19 protein-coding genes and 3 tRNA genes are annotated in these 23,432 nt (G+C 70.3%); 10 read left to right on the top strand and 12 right to left on the bottom strand.

The window, feature by feature from the left end; genetic code table 11:
* Positions 1 to 18: 18 nt before the first annotated feature.
* Both ACFVS9_RS09530 and ACFVS9_RS09525 read right to left on the bottom strand, forming a co-directional pair.
* Positions 19 to 1,464 carry an FGGY family carbohydrate kinase gene (locus tag ACFVS9_RS09530; protein WP_389931239.1) on the bottom strand — a complete coding sequence of 482 codons (1,446 nt, stop codon included), beginning with the start codon at positions 1,462 to 1,464 and terminating at the stop codon, positions 19 to 21.
* 83 nt (positions 1,465 to 1,547) lie between these two features.
* The gene (locus ACFVS9_RS09525) at positions 1,548 to 1,850 is read right to left on the bottom strand and encodes a YtxH domain-containing protein (RefSeq protein WP_383116695.1); all 303 of its coding nucleotides are present in this window, start codon (positions 1,848 to 1,850) and stop codon (positions 1,548 to 1,550) included.
* 182 nt (positions 1,851 to 2,032) lie between these two features.
* On the opposite strand from ACFVS9_RS09525, the gene ACFVS9_RS09520 reads away from it, so the two are divergent.
* The 3 genes from ACFVS9_RS09520 (at position 2,033) to ACFVS9_RS09510 (ending at position 2,479) form a co-directional block, all read left to right on the top strand.
* Positions 2,033 to 2,105: transfer RNA gene (locus ACFVS9_RS09520), tRNA-Asn, on the top strand.
* A gap of 5 nt (positions 2,106 to 2,110) precedes the next feature.
* Positions 2,111 to 2,183 (top strand) — tRNA-Asn (locus tag ACFVS9_RS09515).
* A gap of 222 nt (positions 2,184 to 2,405) precedes the next feature.
* Positions 2,406 to 2,479 (top strand) — tRNA-Ile (locus tag ACFVS9_RS09510).
* Positions 2,480 to 2,842: 363 nt separating this feature from the next.
* On the opposite strand, the gene ACFVS9_RS09505 is transcribed toward ACFVS9_RS09510, so the two are convergent.
* Positions 2,843 to 3,013, bottom strand: coding sequence for a hypothetical protein (locus ACFVS9_RS09505; RefSeq protein WP_389931237.1), 171 nt, complete (start codon positions 3,011 to 3,013; stop codon positions 2,843 to 2,845).
* 997 nt (positions 3,014 to 4,010) lie between these two features.
* A complete protein-coding gene (locus ACFVS9_RS09500; protein ID WP_389931304.1) occupies positions 4,011 to 5,465 on the bottom strand; it encodes a glycosyltransferase family 39 protein in 1,455 nt (484 codons plus the stop codon).
* 501 nt (positions 5,466 to 5,966) lie between these two features.
* Here ACFVS9_RS09500 and ACFVS9_RS09495 point away from each other — a divergent pair.
* From ACFVS9_RS09495 to ACFVS9_RS09485, 3 genes are all read left to right on the top strand, one after another.
* Complete coding sequence (locus ACFVS9_RS09495) at positions 5,967 to 6,221, top strand: lactococcin 972 family bacteriocin (RefSeq protein ID WP_389931236.1); 255 nt, start codon at positions 5,967 to 5,969, stop codon at positions 6,219 to 6,221.
* A gap of 167 nt (positions 6,222 to 6,388) precedes the next feature.
* On the top strand, positions 6,389 to 8,485 hold the full coding sequence (locus ACFVS9_RS09490; protein WP_389931234.1) for a bacteriocin-associated integral membrane family protein: 2,097 nt from the start codon (positions 6,389 to 6,391) through the stop codon (positions 8,483 to 8,485).
* A 40-nt stretch (positions 8,486 to 8,525) separates the two neighbouring features.
* A complete protein-coding gene (locus ACFVS9_RS09485; RefSeq protein ID WP_103517210.1) occupies positions 8,526 to 9,182 on the top strand; it encodes an ABC transporter ATP-binding protein in 657 nt (218 codons plus the stop codon).
* Between the two features lie 737 nt (positions 9,183 to 9,919).
* Here the strand turns inward: ACFVS9_RS09485 and ACFVS9_RS09480 are convergent.
* On the bottom strand, positions 9,920 to 10,516 hold the full coding sequence (locus ACFVS9_RS09480; RefSeq protein WP_383116696.1) for a hypothetical protein: 597 nt from the start codon (positions 10,514 to 10,516) through the stop codon (positions 9,920 to 9,922).
* Between the two features lie 306 nt (positions 10,517 to 10,822).
* Here ACFVS9_RS09480 and ACFVS9_RS09475 point away from each other — a divergent pair, with 306 nt between their 5' ends.
* Both ACFVS9_RS09475 and ACFVS9_RS09470 read left to right on the top strand, forming a co-directional pair.
* On the top strand, positions 10,823 to 12,091 hold the full coding sequence (locus tag ACFVS9_RS09475) for an MFS transporter (RefSeq protein WP_389931233.1): 1,269 nt from the start codon (positions 10,823 to 10,825) through the stop codon (positions 12,089 to 12,091).
* Between the two features lie 318 nt (positions 12,092 to 12,409).
* Positions 12,410 to 13,525 carry an LLM class flavin-dependent oxidoreductase gene (locus tag ACFVS9_RS09470; protein WP_389931231.1) on the top strand — a complete coding sequence of 372 codons (1,116 nt, stop codon included), beginning with the start codon at positions 12,410 to 12,412 and terminating at the stop codon, positions 13,523 to 13,525.
* Between the two features lie 130 nt (positions 13,526 to 13,655).
* Here the strand turns inward: ACFVS9_RS09470 and ACFVS9_RS09465 are convergent, their stop codons facing one another.
* The 4 genes from ACFVS9_RS09465 to ACFVS9_RS09450 form a co-directional block, all read right to left on the bottom strand.
* Positions 13,656 to 14,453: a VOC family protein gene (locus ACFVS9_RS09465; protein WP_383116699.1), complete on the bottom strand. Its 798-nt coding sequence runs from the start codon at positions 14,451 to 14,453 to the stop codon at positions 13,656 to 13,658.
* 81 nt (positions 14,454 to 14,534) lie between these two features.
* A complete protein-coding gene (locus tag ACFVS9_RS09460) occupies positions 14,535 to 15,869 on the bottom strand; it encodes a carboxyl transferase domain-containing protein (RefSeq protein ID WP_389931230.1) in 1,335 nt (444 codons plus the stop codon).
* Between the two features lie 16 nt (positions 15,870 to 15,885).
* Positions 15,886 to 17,349 (bottom strand): acyl-CoA synthetase, encoded by a 1,464-nt coding sequence (locus tag ACFVS9_RS09455; protein ID WP_383116701.1) that lies wholly within the window; start codon positions 17,347 to 17,349, stop codon positions 15,886 to 15,888.
* 214 nt (positions 17,350 to 17,563) lie between these two features.
* Positions 17,564 to 18,772, bottom strand: a complete 1,209-nt coding sequence (locus ACFVS9_RS09450; RefSeq protein WP_389931228.1) for a nitrate/nitrite transporter — start codon at positions 18,770 to 18,772, stop codon at positions 17,564 to 17,566.
* A gap of 158 nt (positions 18,773 to 18,930) precedes the next feature.
* Here ACFVS9_RS09450 and ACFVS9_RS09445 point away from each other — a divergent pair, with 158 nt between their 5' ends.
* A complete protein-coding gene (locus ACFVS9_RS09445) occupies positions 18,931 to 19,362 on the top strand; it encodes an Lrp/AsnC family transcriptional regulator (RefSeq protein WP_383116702.1) in 432 nt (143 codons plus the stop codon).
* Here ACFVS9_RS09445 and ACFVS9_RS09440 read toward each other — a convergent pair.
* The 3 genes from ACFVS9_RS09440 to ACFVS9_RS09430 all read right to left on the bottom strand — a co-directional run bounded on the left by ACFVS9_RS09440 (position 19,340) and on the right by ACFVS9_RS09430 (position 22,605).
* Positions 19,340 to 20,845 (bottom strand): GAF domain-containing protein, encoded by a 1,506-nt coding sequence (locus ACFVS9_RS09440; RefSeq protein ID WP_383116703.1) that lies wholly within the window; start codon positions 20,843 to 20,845, stop codon positions 19,340 to 19,342. The genes ACFVS9_RS09445 and ACFVS9_RS09440 overlap by 23 nt on opposite strands.
* 17 nt (positions 20,846 to 20,862) lie before the next feature.
* Positions 20,863 to 21,900 (bottom strand): rod shape-determining protein, encoded by a 1,038-nt coding sequence (locus ACFVS9_RS09435; RefSeq protein WP_383116704.1) that lies wholly within the window; start codon positions 21,898 to 21,900, stop codon positions 20,863 to 20,865.
* 132 nt (positions 21,901 to 22,032) lie between these two features.
* Positions 22,033 to 22,605, bottom strand: a complete 573-nt coding sequence (locus tag ACFVS9_RS09430; RefSeq protein ID WP_389931226.1) for a hypothetical protein — start codon at positions 22,603 to 22,605, stop codon at positions 22,033 to 22,035.
* Positions 22,606 to 22,727: 122 nt separating this feature from the next.
* Here ACFVS9_RS09430 and ACFVS9_RS09425 point away from each other — a divergent pair, with 122 nt between their 5' ends.
* Positions 22,728 to 23,426, top strand: a complete 699-nt coding sequence (locus ACFVS9_RS09425; protein WP_389931225.1) for a hypothetical protein — start codon at positions 22,728 to 22,730, stop codon at positions 23,424 to 23,426.
* Positions 23,427 to 23,432 lie beyond the last annotated feature (6 nt).

Below are 23,432 nucleotides of genomic sequence, written 5' to 3'. Positions count from 1 at the left end.
CAAATCCCGGGCCGCTCCTCAGACGCCCCGGTCGAACGCCCCGGGGTGGATCTGGTCCCGGGTCGCCCCGTACTGCTGGCGCACCGCGCCGCCCACCGCGAGTTCCTCGCCGGGCTCCAGCACCTGCGCCGCCGCACCCCGCCAGGCCGGGGGTGTACGCGCGTCGAGCGTCCCCTGCGACACCCCGAGGGCCCACGCCGCCTGCCGGGCCGCGCCCAGCGCCGCGTAGTCCGCGGGCTGCGGCACGACGACCTGCGTGCCGAACACCGCGGGTGCCAGAGCCTGTACGGCCGGCAGTTCGGCGGCCGCACCCAGCAGGAACACCCGCCGCACCTCCACGCCCCGGTCCCGCAGCACGTCCAGCGCGTCGGCCAGCGAGCAGAGCATCCCCTCGAACGCGGCCCGCGCCAGGTGCTCGGGCTTCATCGACTCCCGCCGCAGCCCGCTCAGGGTTCCCGCGGTGTGCGGCAGGTGCGGGGTGCGCTCACCCTCCAGATACGGCAGCAGGACGAGTCCGGAGGCTCCCGGGGTCGACTTCAGCGCCAGCGCGGACAGTTCCTCCAGGCCCTCCAGGCCCAGCATCTCGGCCGTACCGCGCAGCGCGCGGACCGCGTTCGAGGTGTGGACCACCGGCAGGTGCATCCCGGTCGCGTCGGCGAAGGAGGTGATCATGCCCGTCGGGTCGGCCAGTGCCTCGTGGTGCACCGCCATCACCGAGCCCGAGGCGCCCAGCGACACCACGGCGTCCCCGACGGCGACACCCAGCCCGAAGGCCGCGGCCATCGTCTCGCCGGTGCCGGCCGAGATCAGCAGCCCCTCCGGGGTCGTCCCGGCGGCGTCGGCCGGGCCGAGGACCTCGGGCAGCGCGGCCTGGTGACCGAGCGCCAGCTCCACGAGATCGGGCCGGTAGGAACCGGAGCCCGTCGACCAGTAACCGGTGCCGGACGCGGCACCGCGGTCCGTGGTCCGGCGGGCGGGCCGGCCGAGGAGCTGCCAGACCAGCCAGTCGTGGGGCTGGAGGACCGCGGCGACCCGCTGCGCGTTCTCCGGCTCGCTCCGGGCCAGCCAGCGCAGCTTCGCCACGGGCTGCGAGGCCTGCGGCACGGACCCCACCGCCTCGGCCCAGGGCTGCCGCCCTCCGAGCCCGTCGACCAGGTCCGCGGCGGCGGCCTGCGCCCGCCGGTCGTTGCCGAGGAGCGCGGGCCGTACGAGATTGCCCTGGTGGTCCAGCGGCACCAGCCCGTGCTGCTGCGCGGACACCCCGATCGCCTGCACGCCTTCGAGCAGCCCTCCGGAGGCCGCCTCACCGAGTGAGAGCAGCCACGCCTGCGGATCCACCTCGGAGGCCTTGGCCTCGACGGGATGCGCGGCGTACCCCTGCCGCAGCACCTCACCGGTGTCCGTGTCACAGACGACGATGCGCGTGAAGGCGGATGAACTGTCCAAGCCGGCCACTATGCCCATGTACAAGATTCTGCCGCACCCGCGGACCGTTCCCGCACCGGACCGTCCCCGCACGGGGTGCGCGCCCGGTACGGGAACGGGCCTCAGGTGTTCGTCGTACCCCAGTCGTCGCTGCCGTTCTGGCCGCTGCGCTCGCGCAGCGAGCGCACCCGGTCGGAGACGGACACGGGGACCCGGTCCCCGACCTTCTCGCTCACCGAGTGGTACGCCTTGCCGGCGAAGTCCCGGCCGCCCTGCGCGGCGGACTCCGCCGCGTTCCGCACGGCGGGATTCTCCGCCAGCTGCTGCGCGGCCTTCTTCAGCTGCTCGTAACGCTCGCGCCCGGCTCGCGTGCCGAGCACGTAACCGAGCGCAACTCCGGCGATGAACGTGAGCCGGTACCGCATGGGTGCCACCCTTCCTTCGCTCCGTGCGACATGTGCTGCCCGCCTACCCGCGGACAGCCGAGATCACCCCGGGGGGATACCGATTGGCGGAGCACCCCCCTGCTTGCGCTAATGTATGTGTCGCAGCGAACGCGCGCCGCTCGGCAGCAGCCAGGCAGGTACGATTCGAGGCACCGCAGCAATCCCCTGTAGCTCAATTGGCAGAGCAGCCGGCTGTTAACCGGCAGGTTACTGGTTCGAGTCCAGTCGGGGGAGCGCGATCCCCTGTAGCTCAATTGGCAGAGCATTCGGCTGTTAACCGGAGGGTTACTGGTTCGAGTCCAGTCGGGGGAGCGATGCGGAAGAGGACCCTACGGGGTCCTTTTTCGTGTGCCCGCTCCGCGCCCCGCGCGAGGTGCCGGTGACTCTTTCGGGGGGATTCCGTACCGCCTGGAACCGGGCAGCACGCTGCGAGGTCTTCATGGTCACGCGAAGCCGGGCATCCGCAGCGGGAGATCGTATGACCGGCTATGCTGCGGCAGACGGCGCGCACACATGTACGCGCCACGCCGAAACGGGGCGGTAGCTCAGCCGGTTAGAGCAGCGGACTCATAATCCGTCGGCCGTGGGTTCGAGTCCCACCCGCCCCACCCAGCGTCCCCAGGCAGAATCGTTCTGACCTGGGAAAACGTAGATTTCGCGGCTGTTTTTCGTGCGGTACTAGCCGCGCGCCGTGCGGTACTGACCCGCTGTTGCAGCGTGTCAGCGCACTTTGGATGCGCCTGACCTGGCCTTTTGTGGCGGTTGCCTGAGAGAGCGTCGTGGTGCGGTCCCACGGCTGCCATCTGGGCGGCGAGATGTCCTGGTGATCCACCTTTCTGGCCCCGTTGTTCTCCTGGTGGCGAAGAGTGCATCTTTGTAGGGGAGGTACTGGCGCTTGCAGGGACCCGTCGGCTCTGCCCAAACGGAGCGTGGCCCTGGCAGAGCGCCGAGGCCAGGGGTTCGGGACTGGTTCAGCTGATGGCTTGGTAGTCGGCCAGTTCTTTGGATGCGATAAGTACTGCGGTGTGTCCGGCTGTTGTGTAGTCGGCGAAGATGCGGAGGCGTCCGGAGTTGTGTGTGGTGGCCCAGAGGTCGAACTTGCCGTTGTTCTGGGCGTCGGGTGTGGCGGTGAACTGGGGCACGGTGCTTGTGCTCCAGTTGGCTCCGATCTCGGTGCGGTCGCTGATGTCGTAGCCGTAGTCGTCCTCATGCCCGTGGAAGACGTAAGGCCCGCCGACGTCTGGGCGGTCGTAGCGGACGACGAGATCGGCCTGTCCGTCGCCGTTGAAGTCGCCGGGGCGGCGAGCGTCACCTCGTTGACCTTGGAGTCGCCTGAGGCGATGGGATCGTCGGGGCCGGCAAGGAGGACGGGGTCGCGGTCGCTGCCGAGGCGCAGATCGCGGTTGCCGTAGTAGCGCCAGATGTATTCACCGTCGTTGACGATGATGTCCGGGTAGCCGGGAACGTCTTCGGTGCCGTCGCCGTCGCCGTCGCCGTCGCCGTCGGTGTCCGTGTCGGTTCCGCCGCCGACGTCGCCGACCGCGAGGATCTGCTTGGCGCCGGTGGACCAGTGGTTGTTGGCGGGGTCGTAGACGCCCAGGGGCCTGCTCGCCGGTGACGCAGTCGGCACGGGCGTAGCCGGTGCCGGTGTTCGGATGCATCCACAGGCGGCTGGTGGCGGATTCGCTGCGCAGCGTGATGAGGTCTTCGTAGCCATCGTGGGTCCAGTCGCCGCGGTGGCTGATCTTCGCGCCGGGGACGCCGACCGCTCTCCGGACCCACACTCATAGCTGCCCCGGCTGGCTCCCCGACCAGCCGGGGCTTTCGCGTCAGAGAGACCGGGAGCCGGATCGCTTCTTGCGGGGCGCGGGCAGTCTCAAAATCGCCCGACGGTGTCGGTTGTGGTGGCCCATTGGCCAGCGAGCCAGAGATCAGCGGTGAGGCGGGTGGTCGGACCGAAGCTGCCGACAGGACGGGGCAGCCGCCTGCTGTCACCACAGGGGACGGCCGTTTACACGCTGGCATCTGGGAGGCGCATACGCCATTTCAGACGCAGGCCTCGGTCTCGACCACCAAGCGGTCAGGACCGGCTCCTGTCTCCCATACCGGGGCCGGGCATGAGCTGCTGCGCTGTTGGGGTCAGTGAGGTGCTGCGCGTCGCTCGTAGGCCGTTACCCGCCTGCCGCGGACCTGCTCGTCGGCTACTACCGTGAAGTACGTCGTCAGCACGGAGGTCTTGAGTTTGTCCCGCTTGGCTGTCACCGGTTTTGCCACTTGAGATGCGTCTGTTACCAGCACGATTCTGTGCTGGGCAAGCATTGCGGCGCGAATCTGGTCCGGGTCTACTTCCACACCCTTGAGTGTTCCGGATTCCTCCGGGCTCTGTGCCAGAGCGATGTCCCGCAGGCCGGCAAAGGCGCTGGGTGAGACGGATTTGGTGTCCCGCCGGGCCGACGGGATGAAGAGCACTGCACTTCCAGGTTCGTTCATCAGCCGTACTTCTGACGCCGCCGCCAGGACGTCGTCCACCCGGCTTGCCGGCGAGCGTTTTGCCAGCGCCTGCGGCAGCAGCGCCATCACCGCGAGGGCGACCACTGCGGGGAGAATCCACCTCGATGCCCTCGGGAACCTGGGGGCGGCTGCTTGTACGGCCGAGCCGATGATCGAACCGATCAGCAGCGCCAGTCCCAGCAGGCTGAAGAGTATGTACCGGTCCAAGAACAGTGGCTGAATCAGGGAGAGGCCGGCCAGGCCGAGTTGTGGTACGGCCAGCAGGGGGAGTCCGACGGCCGCAACCGACAGGTGGCCCGCCCTGGGCCGATCCAGTGCGGCTCCGATGCCGCCGATCAGCAGAAGGACCGTCGGTCCGATCAGCATGTGCCAGGTCAATGGCGGGATCCATGAGACCTGTACGGACTGGCTGTGACTGAAGAGCATCAGGGGCAGTACACACGCCGTCGCGGCCGCGGAAGCGGCTGCCCAGCGTACGGATATGCGGAGCGTGGGTCGCGTCCAGAGCAGCGTGAGCAAGTGCGCCGGCAGGATCATCAGCGAGAGCCAGTTCAGCAGCCCGCACGCCAGGACCGTCCCACCGTAGGCGAACCAGTGCGGCATCTGAGTGCGCCCCTGCAGCGCGGTCACGAGCAGCAGGGTCGAGATTCCGGCTCCGGCCGCGACCAGCGCGTACGGGCGGCCCTCCTGGAGATAGAACTGCACGGCGGGGAGGAGCCCGAACGCCACTCCCCCCGCCAGGCCCACGGAAAGTCCGGCTAGCCGGTGTCCGATGGCTGCCACGCAGGCAGCCGCCACTGCTGTGGCCAGCACCGAAGGCAACCGCAGTGTGGTGGTGCTGGGGCCGAAATATTCGAACAATCCGTGCATGAAGAGGTAATAGCAGCCATGTACGACATCGACGTTCCCCAGCATGCTCCATATCTCGGCCGTGGAGCGTTGGGCCACCTGCCAGGTGGCCGCTTCGTCCCGCCACACGCTGTCCTGCCGGGACAGTCCCCAAAGGCCGAGAGCCAGTGTCCACACCATCGGGAGCAGGCAGACGAGAACGCGGTGACGCGCGGGGGTCGTTGGGGAGTTCATCAGCGTTTTCAGACCCTCGGGTAGCGGTGCGGCGGGCGGCATGCGGTCCTGGACGGGAGCGAGGGCTTCTGTGGCGGCGGGGCGTCCCAAAGCGACGGACGGATGGTGCAGCTAGTCCCCGCGATGCGCGGCCCGATGAAATCCAGCGCGCTTCAGGATGCCATCGCAGTGGCCACTGATTCCTTCTTTCTGGCCGGAATCATGCCCTATGGCTGAGACCATTCCAGTGCTTAGGTTGCTAAATGGCCAGCGTTGGCTTGAACGTGCATCTTCATTAGCTGAAAATGTCCTTCGACCCTCCGGTGAGGTCACCCCATACCCTCAACGCCAGTCGGCGCGAGCGTAGTTGTATGTATTATAAAGTTACTTTCGTCACATGCACTCAGGGTTGAGGCTGGACCGCTCTCCGTAGCAAGATCTTGTTTGTCCGCGAACAAGGTCATGATGAAAAGGGGAACATTCATGAACAAGCGCACCGGGGCTAAGGCAGCCATTGCGACAGTGGGTCTCGTCCTCGCCGCGGCCACTCCCGCGCTGGCGACCACCGTCAATGTCGGTGGGGGTACCTGGAGCTACGACCAGGGCGCCAACACGGCGTGGTCGAACTACAAGCACGCCTCGAACTACCACGCTTCTTCGGTGTCGATCGGCGGCCAGCTTTCCAGGAGCGGCTGCACGTCGCCGGGTTCGTGGTCCCTGGCCTCCGGGTCCAAGAACGGTGGCAGCATCAACTACTACTACGACCCGAGCTGCTAGTTCGTCCGGTCGAATACTGAGTTAGGGCACGTGCGAGTGGCGCCGCTCCAACATGCCTAACTCAATTTAGCTGTGAGGGCGAGTACCTCTCGCCCTCACAGCTGTTTTTTCAGCTGAGCCTATTCGGATGCGTGCTCCCCGAGCACCCTCAACCTAGGTAATAACCGATGCTGCACCGAGGTATAAAATTCGTCCACGCCGCCATATTGGCCTTCTCCGTAGTACTGAGTTTTCTGTTTCTGCGGGGGCTGGATGAGAGCACGGTTCTAGGGAACTCGGCTTTGGTCACCGTGCTCGACTCGGACGATTCGGTGAGTGCTGCTCAAGCCGTTCGACTCGTCGAGTCATTCGCGACCGAGCACGGGGTCGCGGTGGGTCGCGAAGTGCCGGATCTGAAGAACCCTGACGGGCGTCGGCATCTGTACTTGGCGACGGGCGACGCCGGCACCGTGACAGCATCATGGCTAAGTAAGGGCTATCCGGCCTTCAGTGAGAAATATGACACACGTGTGCATCCACTATCAGAGATCGGGCATCAGGATCCGCGAGGCTCGTACTACGTGTTCGGGTCTTCCGAGGCAGCCGATGCTCTGGTAGCCGGTTTGAGTGACCGCGGCATGGTCGCAAGCGTCATACACCCTCTGTCATACGAAGAGTTGTCCAAAACGTACACGGACGACCCCCTGTTTCGTGCCCTCGGAGTAGTTGCCCTCGCTGCACTGACGATGACCGGCGCGAGCGTGCTGCTCAATGTGAAGACCTACGCAGTCCTTCGAATGCAGGGCATGTCCTTCACCGGCGTCCTTCTCCATGACCTGCGACAGTTGAGGGTGTCCTGGCTAATAGCAGCTGGCGTTGTGGCGACTACCACGCTGGGCTTCCTAGGCCTCTACAACGGTTTCGCCTGGCTGGGACTGTTCACGTTGGTAACTGTTGTGATCGCCGTCCTGCTCAGCGCCCTGGTGCTCGCCACACATGCGGCCGTGCTCGCCTTGACGTACAAGGTCGACGTGCTGCCTGCCCTCAAGGGCGAACTGCCATCACGGGCGGCATCCATCAGCGTCTACCTGGTGCGTATTCCCGCTCTGCTACTCGCCCTGAGCATCGCAGGCCATGTCAGCTTCGCGGCCAGGGATGTTCTCACGCGGCAGGAGAACCGAGAGGTCTATGACACTGTCGGCGATGCAGTCTCAATTCGCCTCAATGGCGCCTTTGCAATGCAACTTGACGAATTGGACAAGCACGTGGGGCCGTGGCTACGTCAGGCCGACCAGCGCGGTGAGGTCATTGTTTCCGGACGTAGAGACCTGCAACTGTCCGTTCCCGAAGCGCATCTGCCGGCCGGTGAGATTCTTATCGTCAACGACACCTATCTTGGCGAACAGCCAGTTGTCGGCATAAATGGTCGACGTTATTCTGCCACGTCCGGAAATGGTAATAGCAAGTCGAGCCAGGTCCGGGTTATCGTTCCTGAGTCTCTGACCTCGCACACGCCCGACATCACACAAGCGGCCTCTCGGATAATTGACCCGCATCTCAGTCGGAACATCCCGCTCGAAACACTCACCAGCAAAACAGGGCAACGTGTCTTCGGATACAACACCGGTACCAACGTTTACAGCGCGGCACACAGCGCGGACGAAGACAGATCATTGGTGGACGACCCGGTCCTTATCGTAGTCCCCAATGGATCATTCCTTACGAACGATGCATACGCTACATTCGCTACTCAGGGGGGCGTAGTATTTCCTGACCCCAACGACGCGTTGAATGGCATCAGGTCCCAATCCCTGCGAAACTATGTGAGCTCCGTTAGCCCGGTCGGACAAAAAGCTGCACTGGACCTCAGGGAAGCGTCGAATAAATTCCGACTGCACACATTCAACCTCATCATCGCCATGATAGTGCTGCTTGTCGCAGGTGCAGGTGTGTGCATTATTTACTCGCGGAAGAACGCCCAAAATATTTTCGTGCGACACATCAGTGGTTGGAGGTATAGTGCTACCCACCGCTTCATACTCGCTGTAGAGGTGGCAATCGCGATAATCTTTGCCAGTAGAGTGCCTTTCGAAAATTGGCAGCAGAACAGAGAATTGCGCGACCTTGCCGCGGCCGGTGCGCCTGCCCCCTTCGAGGCCGTTCACATCACTGCATTAGATACCAGCGTCATCACCGGCCTCGTCGTCTTCGAACTGGCAGCCGTGCTTCTCGCCCTCGCCTTCTTTCACCGCCGCATAATTAAAGAAGGCGCGACCGAGGGATGATGCCTTTCGTTACGGAATTCCTCACTAGTCGGAGTGCGTCGTGATCGATATAAAGAATCTATCGAAATCATTCGGAGCCCGCACTGTGTGGAGCGACATCAGCTTCACCGTTAACGGCGGTGAAATGCTGGCCCTCATCGGCCCAAGTGGATCGGGTAAGTCAACTCTCCTCAACTGTCTAGGGCTGCTCGAGCGACCGGACAAGGGGGAAATCTGTTACGAAGGGAAAGATATTACCCGATTCGGTCGGCGTGATATCCGCCGATACCGCCGCGATACCCTCGGCTACCTGTTCCAGCACTATGCCCTGATCGAGACCGCGACAGTGCAAGAGAACCTGGAAGTAGTCACCAAGCTGCGGCGTTCGTCGCAGCGCCCTGCCAACACGTCCCTAGCTGAAGTACTAGACCGCGTCGGTCTGACCGGGCGGGAAGAAGAGAAGATCTCCCACCTCAGCGGAGGAGAACAGCAGCGCGTGGCTCTGGCCCGCCTCATGATTCAGCAGCCAACCGTCGTTCTCGCAGACGAGCCGACCGGCGCGCTCGACGATGCCAACAGCACGATGGTCATCGACATCCTTGAGGGCATGAGTAAGTCCGGATGCTCAGTGGTCATCGCGACCCACGACGACAGCGTTCGTAGCCGATGTGATGCGGTGTTCGCGGTACACGACTCATCTCTCGTGGGTTCGCTATAGACCCGTCAGCCCCTCCCGCGGACACCGACTACAGCCAAGCTTTGGGCGCACGGCTGTCCCACTTAAAGTTCGAACGCCCATACTGGCAGTAACAGTAGAGGTGACGCCCGTGTCCTGGCCGCTGAGGCGTGCGGGCGGGTGCCAGCGCGAAGCGCCCGAGTCGTGTTCGGCCGGAAGCCGGAACCGATACGCTCCCGGCTTCCGGTGCCCGGTCGATACGGAGTGTGACTGCACCTGTCAAGGGGCGGGGTGGCAACGGAGTCTGAGGCATGCGCTGCGGGTGAGCCGTCGGCTTGTCTGTTGCCGGGCGGATCGTCTCCCACTACAGGCGCAGGGGCCGCCACGTAGCCGTGCGGTACGTACCGCACCGCAGTGCGGTTGCCGGGGATCGAGGCGGATGCAGCGGGATCCAGCAGGATGTGAATGTCCGCCTCTGTGACGTTTCCGCAGGTGAGAGGCGTCACGCTTTTGGGTTCGAGTCCCACCCGCCCCACCGCTATCCCCAGGCAGAATCGTTCTGACCTGGGGAAACGTGTTTTTCTGGGGTGTTTCGGGTGCGTCGGACGTGCCCCGTGGGCCGGGGCCGATGGACCGTCATGAATTCTCCGCGCCGCCGGGAAAGGTGCCGGGGCGCCGTCGTCCGGCCCGGCACGGTGGGCCCGACGGCTGCTGTGGCTGCCGCACGCCCGGCCCGCTCGCCACGGCGGCGAGGCGCTGAAGGTGGCCGGGGGCGGTGGTCAGTCGGCGCAGTCGTACCGCTCGGTGAGTCTGGTGGCCACTTCCCGCATCAGCGTCGCGTTGTCGCGTATCGCGGTGTCCCGGTCGACGAGGCCCTTCGTCCCCTTCCGCGCAGCCGGACGCTTCTCCTCCTGCGAGGGCACGCCCAGTGACGCCGTGATGTAGGTGGCGGTGGATCCCATGCGGGCGGCGCAGCCGGCGGGCAGCGTGACCTCGGCCTTGTCGGGCAGCGCCCAGCCGGTGAACCCGGGACCGAGAGGGACCGAGTCCTTCTTGTCGCCGGGGGCGCTCCGGGTGTCCTCGATGATGAGGCTGTAGATCCCGCGGGGGTAGTCACTGTCCGGGTTGGCGCGCAGCACCCGGCACCCCTTGAACACCGCGAAGTCTGTGGTCCTGCCCTTTCTCTCCCACTCGTCCGTGCTGACCTCGCCCCCCTTGCCGTCGTCGATGAGGCTCGCGGTCTCCCGGCTGAGCGCCCCATGGCACAGGGTCTGCGGCAGGGGTGGCTTCTCGGCTTCGGGCCAGAGGCTCGCCGTCACCACGGCCGCCCCCGCGGCGCCGAGCACGACGGTCAGCGGCAGCCATTTCTTGTCCATCGGTCGCGTTCCTCTTCACTTGTCTGTGTTCTTCATGCCGACCCGGTACCACCTGCCCGGTGATCGCCTGGCCGGGATCGCGTATCCGTACGGACCGGCCCCCAGGGCCCCTCCGAGGAGGTCCGCGCGCCCCGCCGCCCCGGGCAGCATGCCGTACGTCTGCCTCCGCCCGTCGCCGTGACCGCCGGCTGATCATGCCGTAGCCGTAGCCGTAGCCGTAGCCGTCGTGACCGCGTGAACGGTGCGGGGGCCGGTCCGTCGTGGCCGCCGGCTGACCGCCCCGGGGCGGGGCCGTTACCATCCCGTGTGACCGAAACAGCCGAACAAGGTGTACCCCGCACACGCATACTCGCCGACCTGACGCCCCTGCGGTCCTCTCCGGACTACCGGCGGCTCTGGTTCGGGAACACCGTTTCCTGGGTCGGGCAGGGCATGACGGCGCTGGCCGTCTCCCTCCAGGTCTACGACATCACCGGGTCCGCGTTCTCCGTCGGGCTCATCGGTCTCTGTTCGCTCGTCCCGCTGGTGCTGCTCGGGCTGTACAGCGGGGCGGTCGCCGACACCGTCGACCGGCGCAAGCTCGGGCTGTTCAGCGCCACCGGATCGTTCCTGCTCTCGGTCGTGCTGGCCGCCGTCACCTTCGCCGGGGTCGAGCACGTGGGCCTGCTCTACGCCGTCGTCGCCCTCCAGGCCGTGTGCTTCGCGCTCAACTCCCCGGCCCGCAGCTCGATGATCGCCCGGCTCCTCCCGCCCGCGCAGCTGCCCGCCGCCAACGCCCTCAACGCGATGACGTCCACCACGGGCGGCCTGGTCGGGCCGATGCTCGGCGGGCTCATCGTCGGCTGGTGGGGCTACCGGGCGGCCTACACCGTCGACGCCGTCACCTTCACCGCCTCGCTCTACGCGATGTGGCGGCTGCCGTCGATGCTGCCCGACCGGGCGGCCGGGGAGGACGGCGCCAAGCGGGCGTCCGTCCTGGACGGCCTGCGCTTCCTCGGCACCAGGCCCAATCTGCGGATGACCTTCTTCACCGACCTGAGCGCCATGGTCCTCGCCCACCCGCGCGCACTCTTCCCCGTGGTGGCCGTGGTCTGGTTCGGCGGCGACGCCAGGACCACCGGGCTCCTGGTCGCGGCCCCCGCGCTCGGAGCCCTGCTCGGCAGCGTGTTCTCGGGGTGGCTGAGCCGCGTCCGGCGGCACGGGCTCGCCGTGCTGGTCGCCGTGTGCTGCTGGGGCGGAGCCATCGCGGTGTTCGGGCTCACCCGGCAGCTCTGGCCCGGTCTGGTCCTGCTCGCGCTCGCCGGGTGCGCGGACTCCATCTCGATGGTCTTCCGCAACACCATGCTCCAGGCCGCGGTGCCCGACGAGATGAGGGGCCGGCTCCAGGGCGTGTTCATCGTCGTGGTGGCCGGCGGCCCCCGGCTCGGCGATCTCGTGGCCGGTTCCGTCGCCGACCTGACGTCCCCGGCCGTGGCGGTGACCGGCGGCGGCCTCGCGTGCGTCCTGGTGGTGTGTCTGCTCGCCCTGCGCTGGCGCGGCTTCGCCCGGTACGACGCGCGCGACCCGCAGGCCTAGACCCCGGCCCCGGGCCCCGCCCCACTTCCGGCGCGCCGCTGTCCGGCATACGGGCGGCCCTTGTCGCGGTGCCGGTGACGCGGCCAGGATGCCCGTATGGCCACCGCTCTCGTGTCGCACCGCCACGTGGACCTCCCGTGTGTCCCGACCGTGCTCCGCCGGCCCGGCTCCCGCTGTCCGTCCTGCCGCTGACCCCACCTCCCGCAGGCGTGCGCCGGCCTCCCGGCGTCCTCGCCTTCCCGGTCACGCGTGACACCGGCTGCCCCGCGCACCCGTACCCGCCGTACGTTTCCCGCCGCCCTCCCCGGAGGATCCGCCATGCCCGAGAGTCCGCTCCTGCTCCACTGGTTCCTGCCCACGGGCGGTGACGGCCGCGATCCCGGCGGGGTCACCGCCGTGCAGGGGAGGACCCGTGCGGCCACCCGCCGTCCCGCCGACATCGGCTATCTGGCCCAGGTGGCGCGCGCCGCCGAACAGGCCGGTTTCCACTCGCTGCTGACCCCCGTGGGGCTCGGCTGCGTCGACCCGTGGATCCTCACCGCTGCCCTCACCGCGCACACCGACCGCATCGGGTTCCTGGTGGCCTTCCGCGCAGGGTTCGCCAGCCCGACCCTGCTGGCCCAACAGGCGGACGCCTTCAGGAGGTTCGCCGGCGGGCGGCTCGGGCTCAACGTCGTCACCGGCGGAGATCCGGCGGAACAGCGGGCGTACGGGGACCACCTGGCCCACGACCAGCGGTACGCGCGCACCGACGAGGTGATGGCCGTCCTCCGCGACCTGCTGGACGGCAAGCGCGTCGACCACACCGGTGAGCACCTGCGGATCGAGGGCGCCCAGCTCCACGATCCCGCGCTCCAGTACCCCGTACCCCTCTACTTCGGCGGTGCGTCCCCGGCCGCCGAAGCCGTCGCCGCGCGCCGGGCCGACGTCCAACTGCTCTGGGGCGAACCGCCCGCCGCCCTCGCGCAGCGCATCCGGCGGCTCCGCGCCGTCGCGCCCGAGCTGCGTTACGGACTGCGGCTGCACGTCATCAGCCGGGACACCGCCGCCGAGGCGTGGGCCGAGGCCGACCGCATCCTGGCAGGGATCGACCCGGAGGCCGTCCGGGCCAGCCAGGAACGCTTCGCCCGCATGGACTCCACCGGCCAGGCCCGGATGGCCGCCCTGCACGGAGGCTCCGCCGACGCCGCCGGGCTGGAGGTCGCCCCCAACCTGTGGGCGGGCATCGGGCTCGTACGGGAGGGGGCCGGCACGGCTCTCGTCGGCTCCCACGACGAGGTGGCCCAGCGGCTGTCCGAGTACCGGCGCCTGGGGATCGGCGAGTTCATCCTCTCCGGCTACCCGCACCTGGAGGAGGCCTACCGGGTGGGGGAGGAGGTCGCCCCCCGGCTGCGCACGCTCCTCGCGGAAGCGGAAGCGGAAGCGGAAGCGTGAGCCGGAGTGGAGGAGTGGCGGAAGGCGCGGGGGCGGGCGCTGTGGCGTGACCCCGTGGGCCGGCCCGGTGGACGGCCGCGGGCACACCCCCGGCGCCGTTGGCCGAGGCCGGACGGGTGCCGGGAGCCGGTCAGGCGACCTCGGTGACGCCCGGCATCGCGCCCCCGGTCGTCGTCCCGTCGATCAGCGAGAACACCGCGCCCTGCGGGTCGGTCAGGGAGGCGAACCGGCCGTACGGGATGGTCATCGGGCCGAACCGGAGTTCCGCCCCCAGCGACTTCGCCTTCTCCACGGCGGCGTCGCAGTCCGCGACGGTGAAGTACACGTTCAGATGGGCGGGCACCTGCGGCGGGAAGTCCTCCGTCATCCTCATCCGGCCGAGGACCGGGTCCGCGCCCAGGTCGTACAGCGAGAAGTCGATCGAGTCGTCGTCCAGGTGCTTCACCCCGTACCCGAAGACGCCGGAGAAGAAGGCGTCCGCCTTCGCCGGGTCCCGGGTGAAGACCTCGGCCCAGGTGTAGGCGCCGGGCACCGCGCGTGCCCCGAAACCCTCGTGGCTGCCCGCCTGCCACACCCCGAAGCGCGCCCCGCCGGGATCGGCGGCCAGCACCATCGTCCCGAAGTCGCCGACCCGCATCGGTTCCACCAGCACGGCGCCCCCGTGCTCGCGGATCTTCGCGGCGGTGGCCGTCGCGTCGGCCGACGCCAGGTACAGGCACCAGGCGTCCGGTGCCTCCTGGCCGGGCACGGGAGGCGACAGGGCGGCGACCGCCTCGCCGTTCACATGGGCCTGGGTGTAGCCGCCGTACTCCGCGACCGGGTCGGCGTACGTCCAGCCCAGGAGTTCACCGTAGAAGCGCTTCGCTCCCTCCATGTCGCCGAACGTTCCGTCGGCCCAGCACGGTGTGCCCTCGGATTCTGCGGCCATGGCTCGGACCTTTCCTCACTCGGTGGACGGCCCCCTTCCCACGCTAGCCACCGGTCGTCCGGGCGGCGCGCCGAGAGCGTCTCAGCCCTCCCGCCCGGCGGGGCCGACGACCGAGCGGGCGACTCCGAGCTCCACCAGGTCCTGGGGGCGCAGCCGGAGCTGGCCGGCGGTGGACCGCACCTCGTCCGGGCCGCGCTTGAGGATGGCCGCCGCCAACTCCGGCGCGATCACCGAGAAGTAGCTGTCCGTGGTGACGTGGGTGTTGTCCGGCGCCGCCAGCGCCAGGGCCCCGCCCGAACCGCCCTCGCCGATCACGAGCGTCGTCACGGGTACCCGGGCGCCGGCGACCGCCGCGAAGGCGTCGGCGATGGCGGCGCCCGCGCCCGCCCGTTCGGCCTCGGCGTCGTTGGCGGCGCCGGGGGTGTCGATCAGGGTGAGTACGGGGAGGCCGAGCCGGTCCGCGAGCCGGATGACCCGGGCGGCCGTGCGGTAGCCCGCGGGCCGCGTCGCGGTGCCGCACTGGGCGGCGTACGCCACGGGCCGCCCGGCGTGCAGCCCGATCCCGCAGAGCAGCCCCGGGTCCCTGCCGCCGCACCGGTCGCCGTTCAGCGGCAGCCGGTGCTCGAAGTACGCGTCCAGATACGCCTCGGCCCGCGGGCGCCCGGCGGACCGTGCCTGCTCCACCGCGTCCCAGCCGGTCGCCGGGAGCCCCGTGGCCGACAGCGCGGCCGGTACCGGGGCCGCCCGGGGCGGGCCCGTGACCGTCAGCGCGGCCAGCCAGCGGCCCAGCGTCCCCGCCAGTCCGTCCGGGGTGACGACCGCGTCGATCTGGCCCGCCGCGAGCTGCCCCTCGGCGGTGTACGCGTACGGATCCGCGTCGGCGGGCCGTACCCGGGAACCCGCGAACCCGATCTGCGCCCCGGGGAGCGCCAGCACCACATCGGCGCCCGCGCCCACGGTGGCCCAGCCGCCGCCGGTCGTCGGATCCCGCAGTACCGCGATCTGCGCCAGTCCGGCGGCCCGCAGCGCGGTGGACGCGCGGGCCACCCGCTGGAGCTGTATCAGCGCGATCATGCCCTCCTGCATCCGGCTGCCCCCGGTGGCCACGAGCGAGACGAGCGGCAGCCGCCGCTCACCCGCCAGCGCGTACGCGGCCTCCAGCCGGTCCCCGGTGCGTCCGCCCAGCGAGCCGCCCAGGAACCCGAACTCGAACGAGACCAGGACGCACTCCCGGCCGCCGACGACGGCGGTCCCGAACAGCACGGACTCCTCCTCGCCGGTCCGCGCCGAGGCGCGCGCCCTGGACTCGCCGTAGCCGTCCCAGCCGAGCGGGCCGTCCGCGGCGGCGGGCCGTTCGGCCGGGCGGTGCTCCGTGAAGCTCCCGGTGACCGCCGAGATCGCTTCCCGTGCCGTCATGCGGCCGCGCGAGGGATCAGACACCGAGCGACCGCTTCATGATCTTGCCCAGTTCGTTGCGGGGCAGCACGTCGAGATGGCGGACGACGCGGGGACGCTTGTGCGGGGCCAGCAGGCGCGCCACATGATCCGCCAGCTCCTTCCCGCCGGGGGGCGATCCGGGGTCCTCCGGCACCACCCAGGCGACGATGCGCTCGCCGAGGTCCGGGTCCGGTTCGCCGGTGACCGCCGCCTCGCGCACACCGGGATGGTCCAGCAGGGCGTTCTCGATCTCGCCCGCGCCGATCTTGTAACCGCCGCTCTTGATGAGGTCGGTGGCCTTGCGGCCGACGATCCGCACGTAGCCGTCCGGGTCGATGGTGGCCATGTCGCCCGTGCGGAAGAAGCCGTCCTCGGTGAAGGCCGCCGCCGTGGCGTCGGGCCGGTTCAGATAGCCGGTGAACAGGTTCGGTCCGCGTACCTGGATCTCACCGATGGACGACGGGTCCGCGAGCACGGTGCCGTCCTCCTCGACGAGCCGGAGCTCGACCCCCGGCAGCGGTGGCCCGACCGTCCCGGCGCGCGGCGCTCCGTCGGCCCGCACCCCCGTGTTCATCAGGGTCTCCGTCATGCCGTACCGCTCGACGACCGCGCGTCCGGTGGCCGCGGCGATCCGTTCGTGGTCGTGGACCGGGAGCGCCGCCGAGCCGGAGACCAGCAGCCTGGCGTCCGCCAGGGCCTCGGCGAGGTTCCCGGGGCCGTCGGGATCGGCCAGCGCGCCGGCCAGCCGGTGGTACATCGTGGGTACGCCGAACAGCATCGTCCCCCCGGACAGCAGTTCCCGGGCCACCCCTTCGGCCGAGAACCGGCCGAGGTGGCGCACGGAGCCGCCCCGGCGCAGCGGGCCGAGGACACCCAGGATCAGCCCGTGGACGTGGAACAGCGGCAGGGCGTGGACGAGGACGTCGTCACCGGTCCACCCCCAGGCGTCCTCCAGGGCGTCCAGCGACGCGGCGATGGCCCGGCGGGGCAGGACGGCCCCCTTGGGCGGGCCCGTGGTGCCGGAGGTGTAGACGACCAGCGCGGGGGACTCCCCGGAGGGCTCGGGCAGGCCGTCCTCCGGGGTGCGGGAGGGGGCGGCGGTGCTGACGTCCAGCCGTTCCAGGCCGCCCAGCGCGGGCGGCAGCGTGTCGGCCGCCCCCGCAAGTACCAGCGAGGGCGCGCTGTCGGCGACGATGTGCGCGAGTTCCCGCTCACCGGTCTTCGGGTTGAGCGGCACCGCGGGCACCCCCGCCCGCAGCGCCGCCACGACGGCGACGACCGTCTCCGGGGTGGACGTGGCCCAGACGGCGACACGTCCCGCCCCCGCGATCCGGGCGGCCAGGGAGGCGGATGCCTCGGCCAACTGTGCGTAGGTCAGGACGTGTTCGCCGAACCGGACGGCCTCGGGGGAGTTCGTCCGGCCGGACGCTCCGCGCAGCGCGGGCAGAAGAGAGGTCACCCGGCGAGCCTATGGGGTCCCCGCAAGACCCCGCCGGGCCTGCGGCGAAAGGGGCCGCACCGGTGAGAAGTGAGCCACCGGCCCCGGGCCCCCGGCCGCGCGCCACGACGAGTCGCGGGCCGCTGGTCACGAGCCATGACGAGCCGAGTCGCGACCGTGAGCGACGAGCTGTGGCCAAGCGCCCGCCGCCCGCCCGCCGCCCCGCGCGACGTGGTCAGCCGTCGCGCCGGACGTTCCGCATCCGGCCGTACGCGTACACCGCGCCCGCCAGCGCCAGGTCGGACAGCAGCATGAAGCCGATCGAGTACGACCCCTTCGCGCTGTAGATCGCGCCCATCACCAGCGGCGGCACGAATCCGCCGAGCCCGCCCATCGCCCCGACGATGCCGGTCACGCTGCCCACCTTGGCCTGCGGGGTCACCTGCGAGACCAGGGCGAAGACGCTTCCGCTCGCGGTGCCGAGCCCGGCCGCCATGCAGAGCAGCGCGACCGTGCCCAGCGGGTCCAGCGGGGGGTCGAAGGCCTGGATGATGGCCATCAGCGCTGCCAGCAGCAGCGCCCCGGCGGTGACCAGCGCGGGGTGGACCCGGTCCGACAGCCAGCCGCCGATCGGCCGGAAGATGACCGTGACCAGCGCGAACCCCGCCGCCTTGGTGCCCGCCTCGGTCGGTGACATCTCGTACCAGGTCTTCAGATACGTCGGCAGGTACACGCCGAACGCCACGATGCCGCCGAAGCCGATCGCGTACAGCGCGGACAGCTCCCAGGTCACCCGGAGCCGTCCCGCCCGGCCCAGCCGGTGGCCCAGCGAGTCCGTGGGCACCTTGCGGTCCGGGTGGTCGGAGATGAGGACCGCGGCGAGGAGCGAGTACACCAGGAGCGCCCCGGCGACGATCCAGAACGGCAGGTTCACGTCGTGCTTCGCGATCCGCGGCGTGAAGTAGCCGGACAGCGCGACGCCGCCCATGCCCATGCCGAACACGCCGAGCGCGAGACCCCGTTTCGCGGGCGGGAACCACGAGTTGACCAGCGGGATGCCGATCGCGAAGGTCGTGCCGCCGAGCCCGAGCAGGAAGCCGACGGCCAGCATCGCCCCGTAGTTGTCCTTCGCCGGGATGAGCAGCAGCACCGGGACGATCGTCAGGGCCGAGACGACGGGGAACATCAGCTTGGCGCCGAACCTGTCGGTCAGCGCCCCTGCCGGGATCCGGCCGAGCGAGCCCACCAGTACGGGCACCGCCACCAGCAGCGACTGCTGGAAGGAGCTCAGGCCCAGCCGGTCCTTGAAGTCGCCCGAGAGCGGGGAGATCAGGTTCCACGCCCAGAAGGTGAGCGTGAAGCCGATCGTGGCCATGATCAGGTTCCGGTAGGCGGCGGATTGCTTCCGGTCCGGGGCGGGGGCCTGCTCGGCTGTTGTGTCCACAGCGCAAGTCAAGGGGGGAGGCGCGGGCGGAGCGCGGCGGACTGGGCCATCCGGGGAGGGGCCGCACGGCAGGCGCCCCATGGGCGGGGGCCCCTCCGAGGCCCCGGGAGCGGCCTCCCGCCCGCCGTTTCCGCCCCGGAGCTGGGAGAATCGGGGGCATGGACCGGCTGGACAGAGAGATCCTCGGCATTCTCCAGGAGGACGCCCGGATCTCGTACCGCGATCTCGGTGTACGCGTCGGGCTGAGCGCCAACGCGGCGGGCGACCGTGTGCGCCGCATGCGCCGCGACGGGGTGATCCGCGGCTTCACGGTCATCGTCGACCCCGCCGCCGACACCCGTTCGGGGCTCGTCGTCTTCATCGACGTGTCACTGCGCCTGGACACGACGAACGAGGAGTTCGAACGTTCGGTGCTCACCCTGCCCGGCATCACCGAGGTGGTGCACGTGACGGGCGGCCACGACTACCTCGTACGCGCCACGGCGGCCGACCCCGCCTCCCTGGACGCGCTGCTGCGGCGGCTGAAGAAGGACGCGGGCGTCGCCCACTCCAACACCCGGATCGCCCTCAGAGCGGCGCCTGCCAGATGACCGTCGGCGACCGGGTGCCGTCCTCGGTGCGCCCGTCGTCCGCGACCACGAGCCGCACCGCCGCACGCCCGTCGGGCAGTCGCGCCGTCGCGTCCACCTCCACCTCGACGGCCGACACATCCGACCTCCGGTGCGCGGCGGCCAGTGCGCCGCGCAGCACGTCGAGCAGTTCGCCGTCCACCGGGTCCGTCACCAGGGCGTCCACCGCGCCGGTGAACTGCACCGACGGCTGGAAGCCGAGCACCGCCGCGGCGCCGCCCGTCTCCCTGAGCACCCGGCCGCGGAAGGTCGTGGGCGCCTCGGCGGGCGGTTGCTGGAGCGCGAAGATCGCGGTCCTGACCTCCTGGATCGTGGAGTCCAGCTCGTCGACCGCCTTCGCGAGCAGTTCGGCGGTCCCGGTGTCGCCGGCCAGGTCCTTGCGACGGGTCGACTCCAGCATCATCTCCGTCGCGAACAGCCTCTGTACGACGAGGTCGTGGAGGTCGCGGGCGATGCGGTCGCGGTCCTCGTAGACCGCCAGCTGCTCCCGGTAGTGCTGGGCGTCGGCCATCACCAGGGCCAGCGCCGCCTGGGAGGCGAACTGGGAGGCGAGCTGCCGGTCCAGCGCGGTGTACGGCGCCCCTTCACGTCCACGGGGGAGGGCGAGCGTGCCGATGAGCCTGCCCCCGCTCTGGAGGGGAAGCATCATGCTCGGGCCGAACCGCTCCCGTACGTGGGTCGTCATCCGCTCGTCCGTCGCGGAGTCCTCGATGAAGACCTCCTCGCCGCCCAGCAGCTGGACCAGGACGGGGGCGCCCGGCTCGATGGCCGTACCGACGAGGCCGGCCGGATCGTCCAGGGTGGAGGCGGCGACGATCTCCATCCCGCCGTCCGGGGTCGGCTGGAGGATCACCCCGGCCGCCGCGCCGGCCAGCACCCTGGCCCGTTCGGCGACGGTCATCAGCGCGTCCGTCGTGCCCGCCCCGGTCAGCAGCGCCCGGGTGACGGCGGCCGCGCCCTCGATCCAGTTCTCCCGCTGCCGGGCCGCCTCGTACAGGTGGGCGCCGCCGATCGCCGCGGCCGCCTGGGACGCCAGCAGCCGCAGCAGGGCCAGCTCGGTGTCGGTGAAACGGCCCGGTTCCCCGGCCGTGAGGCAGAGACTGCCGAGCACCTCGGTGTGCACCCGGACGGGCGCGCCCAGGAAGGAACGCACCGGGGGGTGCGGAGCCGGTACGGCGAGGGGGTGCGGGCCCGCCGCCAGGTCGTCGACGCGCACGGCCTGCGTGTCGTCCACGAGCGCACCGAGTGCTCCCGTACGTCCGTCCAGGAGCCGGACAGCGGCGTCGCGCCCGGCGTCGGACAGGCCGGCGGTGAACAGGTCGGTGACACGGCGGTCCTCGCCGTGGAAGAGGGCCAGCGCGCCGTGGCGTGCCCCGGCCAGCGCCGTGGCGGTGTCCACGATGTGCTGGAGGGTGGTCCCCAGGTCGAGACCCGTCTCGCCCACCGGCGGGGCCGCCGGCCTCAGCCCGCGAGCGGGGCGAGGTCCAGCGGCTGGACCGTGCCGTCCAGCATCGCGCCCAGCCCCAGCACGGAGCAGACGTCGGGCCGTTCGGCGATGTTCACCGGCACGCCCGTCGCGTCGCGCAGCATCTGGTCGAGCCCCGGCAGCAGGGCGCTCCCGCCGACCATCATGATCCCGGACTCCGCGATGTCGGCCACCAGGTCGGGCGGGCAGTCGCGCAGCACCTTGCCCAGCCCGTCGAGCACCGCGGTGAGCGGGGCGTGGATCGCCTGGCGTACGGCGGCGGTGTCGACCCGCACCGAACGGGCCAGGCCGGTGGCCACGTCACGGCCGTGGATCTCCGTCTCCGCCGGGCCGTTGAGCGTGAGGCCGTTGCCCCGCAGCGCCAGTTGCAGGGGGCGCACGGACTGGCTGGGCAGCATCAGCTCGTGGTGCTGGCGCAGGTGCTGGATCACCGCGTCGTCGATGGCCTCGCCGCCGATCGGGATGCGTACGGCGGTCACGATCGAGCCGAGCGAGAGCACCGCGATCTGCGTGGTCGCCGCGCCGCACACCATGATCATGGTGGCGGTCGGCTGCTCGACCGGGAGCCCGGCGCCGATGGCGGCCGAGATCAGGGTGTCGACGAGTTCCACCCGCCGCGCGCCGAGGCCGACGAGGGTCTCGACGGTCGCGCGCTGGGCCAGTGGATCGGCGTCGTGCGGGGTGCAGGCGGCCGCCCGCAGCCGGGGCTTGCGGCGCAGCTGGCGGCGGAGCTTCTCACCGAGCAGGTGGCGCAGCATGCGCTGCGCCATGTCGATGTCGACGACCGTCCCGCCGGAGACCGGGCGGGCCACCCGGATGTACGCGGGCGTGCGGCCGGTCATCTGCTCGGCGAGCGCGCCGACGGCGATGAGCGAGCCGGTGCGCGTGTTCACGGCGGCGACACTGGGCTCGTCCACGACGAGCCCCACCCCCTTGATGTACACACGGGTCCTCGCGGCCCCGAGATCGACGGCGATGTGGCAACGGCGCAACTGTTCGAGACTGACGGTCACGGCAGGGTCTCCCGAGAACGCTGACGGGGGTACCGGCGGCAGCCGGCTCTCCTGGCATCGTCCTGCCGCGACAGGCCCGGCGCGCGCTGGGTGAGCCGTAGGGGGGACCCCGAGCTGACGGCGCGACAGGTCTCAGGCGGGGTGCGGCAGCAGCCGCTGGAACAGTCCCCAGGTGAACTCGGCGACGCGCGGCCCGCCGTCCGCCGGGTCGGTGAAGGCCAGTGCCCAGCGGGTCGGCGCGCTGCCCTCCATGGGGCGCGCCGGGGGGAAGGCCCTGGCCACCTCGTCCACGGTGCACGACCAGGGGCGCAGGTCGGCGGCGGTGCGCAGCCCGGGGCCCGCCGAACCGGGGGCGCGGACCAGCCACTCGTTCCACACGGCTCCGCCGGGACCCGCCATCACCTCGAACCGCAGGTCGGGCCAGAGCGGCAGCCGCCACAGCAGCGCGTCGCACTGCAGGTCGCCCACCTGGCGGCGTACGGAGGACTCGGGCTCGCCCAGGACCGAGCGGTAGCGGCGCAGCGCGCCCCGGCCGCGCGGGGCACGGAGCATCGCCTGCCAGCGCCGGTTCGCCTCCCGCATCTCGGCGAGCGAGGCGCTCAGTTCATGGCGGGCGTCCTCGACGAGGTCCGGCCGGTGGTCGGCCATCCGGCGCAGCAGGACGAGCTGGAACTGGAGCGGCCCGAACGGGGCGGGAGCGGTCATGGAACCATCCTGCCGCGTGGCACGTCCGGGGCACCGCGCGCACCGGAGTCCCTGATTCCACACAGGATCCTCACCTGAGCGGCTTCCTGCGGTGTCGTCCGCCCGTCTAGTCTGCGGGCGCAATGGATTACTGCCACCCGTGCCAACGGCACCTCAACGGGGCTCTGGCCTGCGCAGGTTGCGGGACTCCCGCCGAGGCGCTGGTCCCCTATGCCGTCGCGGACCCCTCCGGCCGTCGGGCCGAGCCCGCCGTCGAGACCCTGGAACCCGAGGGGGCCGCCGGCCGCCGCCGGGGTGCCCGGGCCGCCGCCGGGCGCCGTCGGCGGGGGCACCGCAGGCGGGGCCGCGCGCTGCTGCTGACGGCGGTGGGCGTGGTGCTCGCGCTGGGGGCGCTGAGCCTGGCCGAGCTGGCCATGGAGCCCGGGGGTGACAGCGGTGCCTCGGAGTACGTGAGCGAGGCCACGCCCACCGCCACCGAGCCCGGACCGCCCGCGTCGTCGGGTGCGGAGCCCGACGACCCCGGCCCGGTGGACACCCCCACCGTCGTGCCGGTCACCGACTCCCGCTCCGCGACGGCCGCGGAGGCGGACGCCCCGTCCGCCGCGGAGGAGTCCGGGGCCTCCCCGTCGGCACCCGTCCGCGCGGAGACCTCGGCGTCCGCGTCCGTCTCCGCCTCGTCGGATCCGGACGTGACCCGGACGCCCGAGGAGCCTTCGGAGCCCGGCACGCCGTCGGAGGAGCCGACGCGCCCGGAGCCCACGGAGGACCCCGCCCCGAGCCCGTCGCCGACCGAGACCTGTCGATGGTGGATCTTCTGCTGAGGCCGT

This window comes from Streptomyces sp. NPDC058008, assembly GCF_042886395.1.
Classification (GTDB): domain Bacteria; phylum Actinomycetota; class Actinomycetes; order Streptomycetales; family Streptomycetaceae; genus Streptomyces.
Note: the sequence above shows the minus strand (reverse complement) of the source record. Positions and strands in the feature narration are given on the sequence as shown.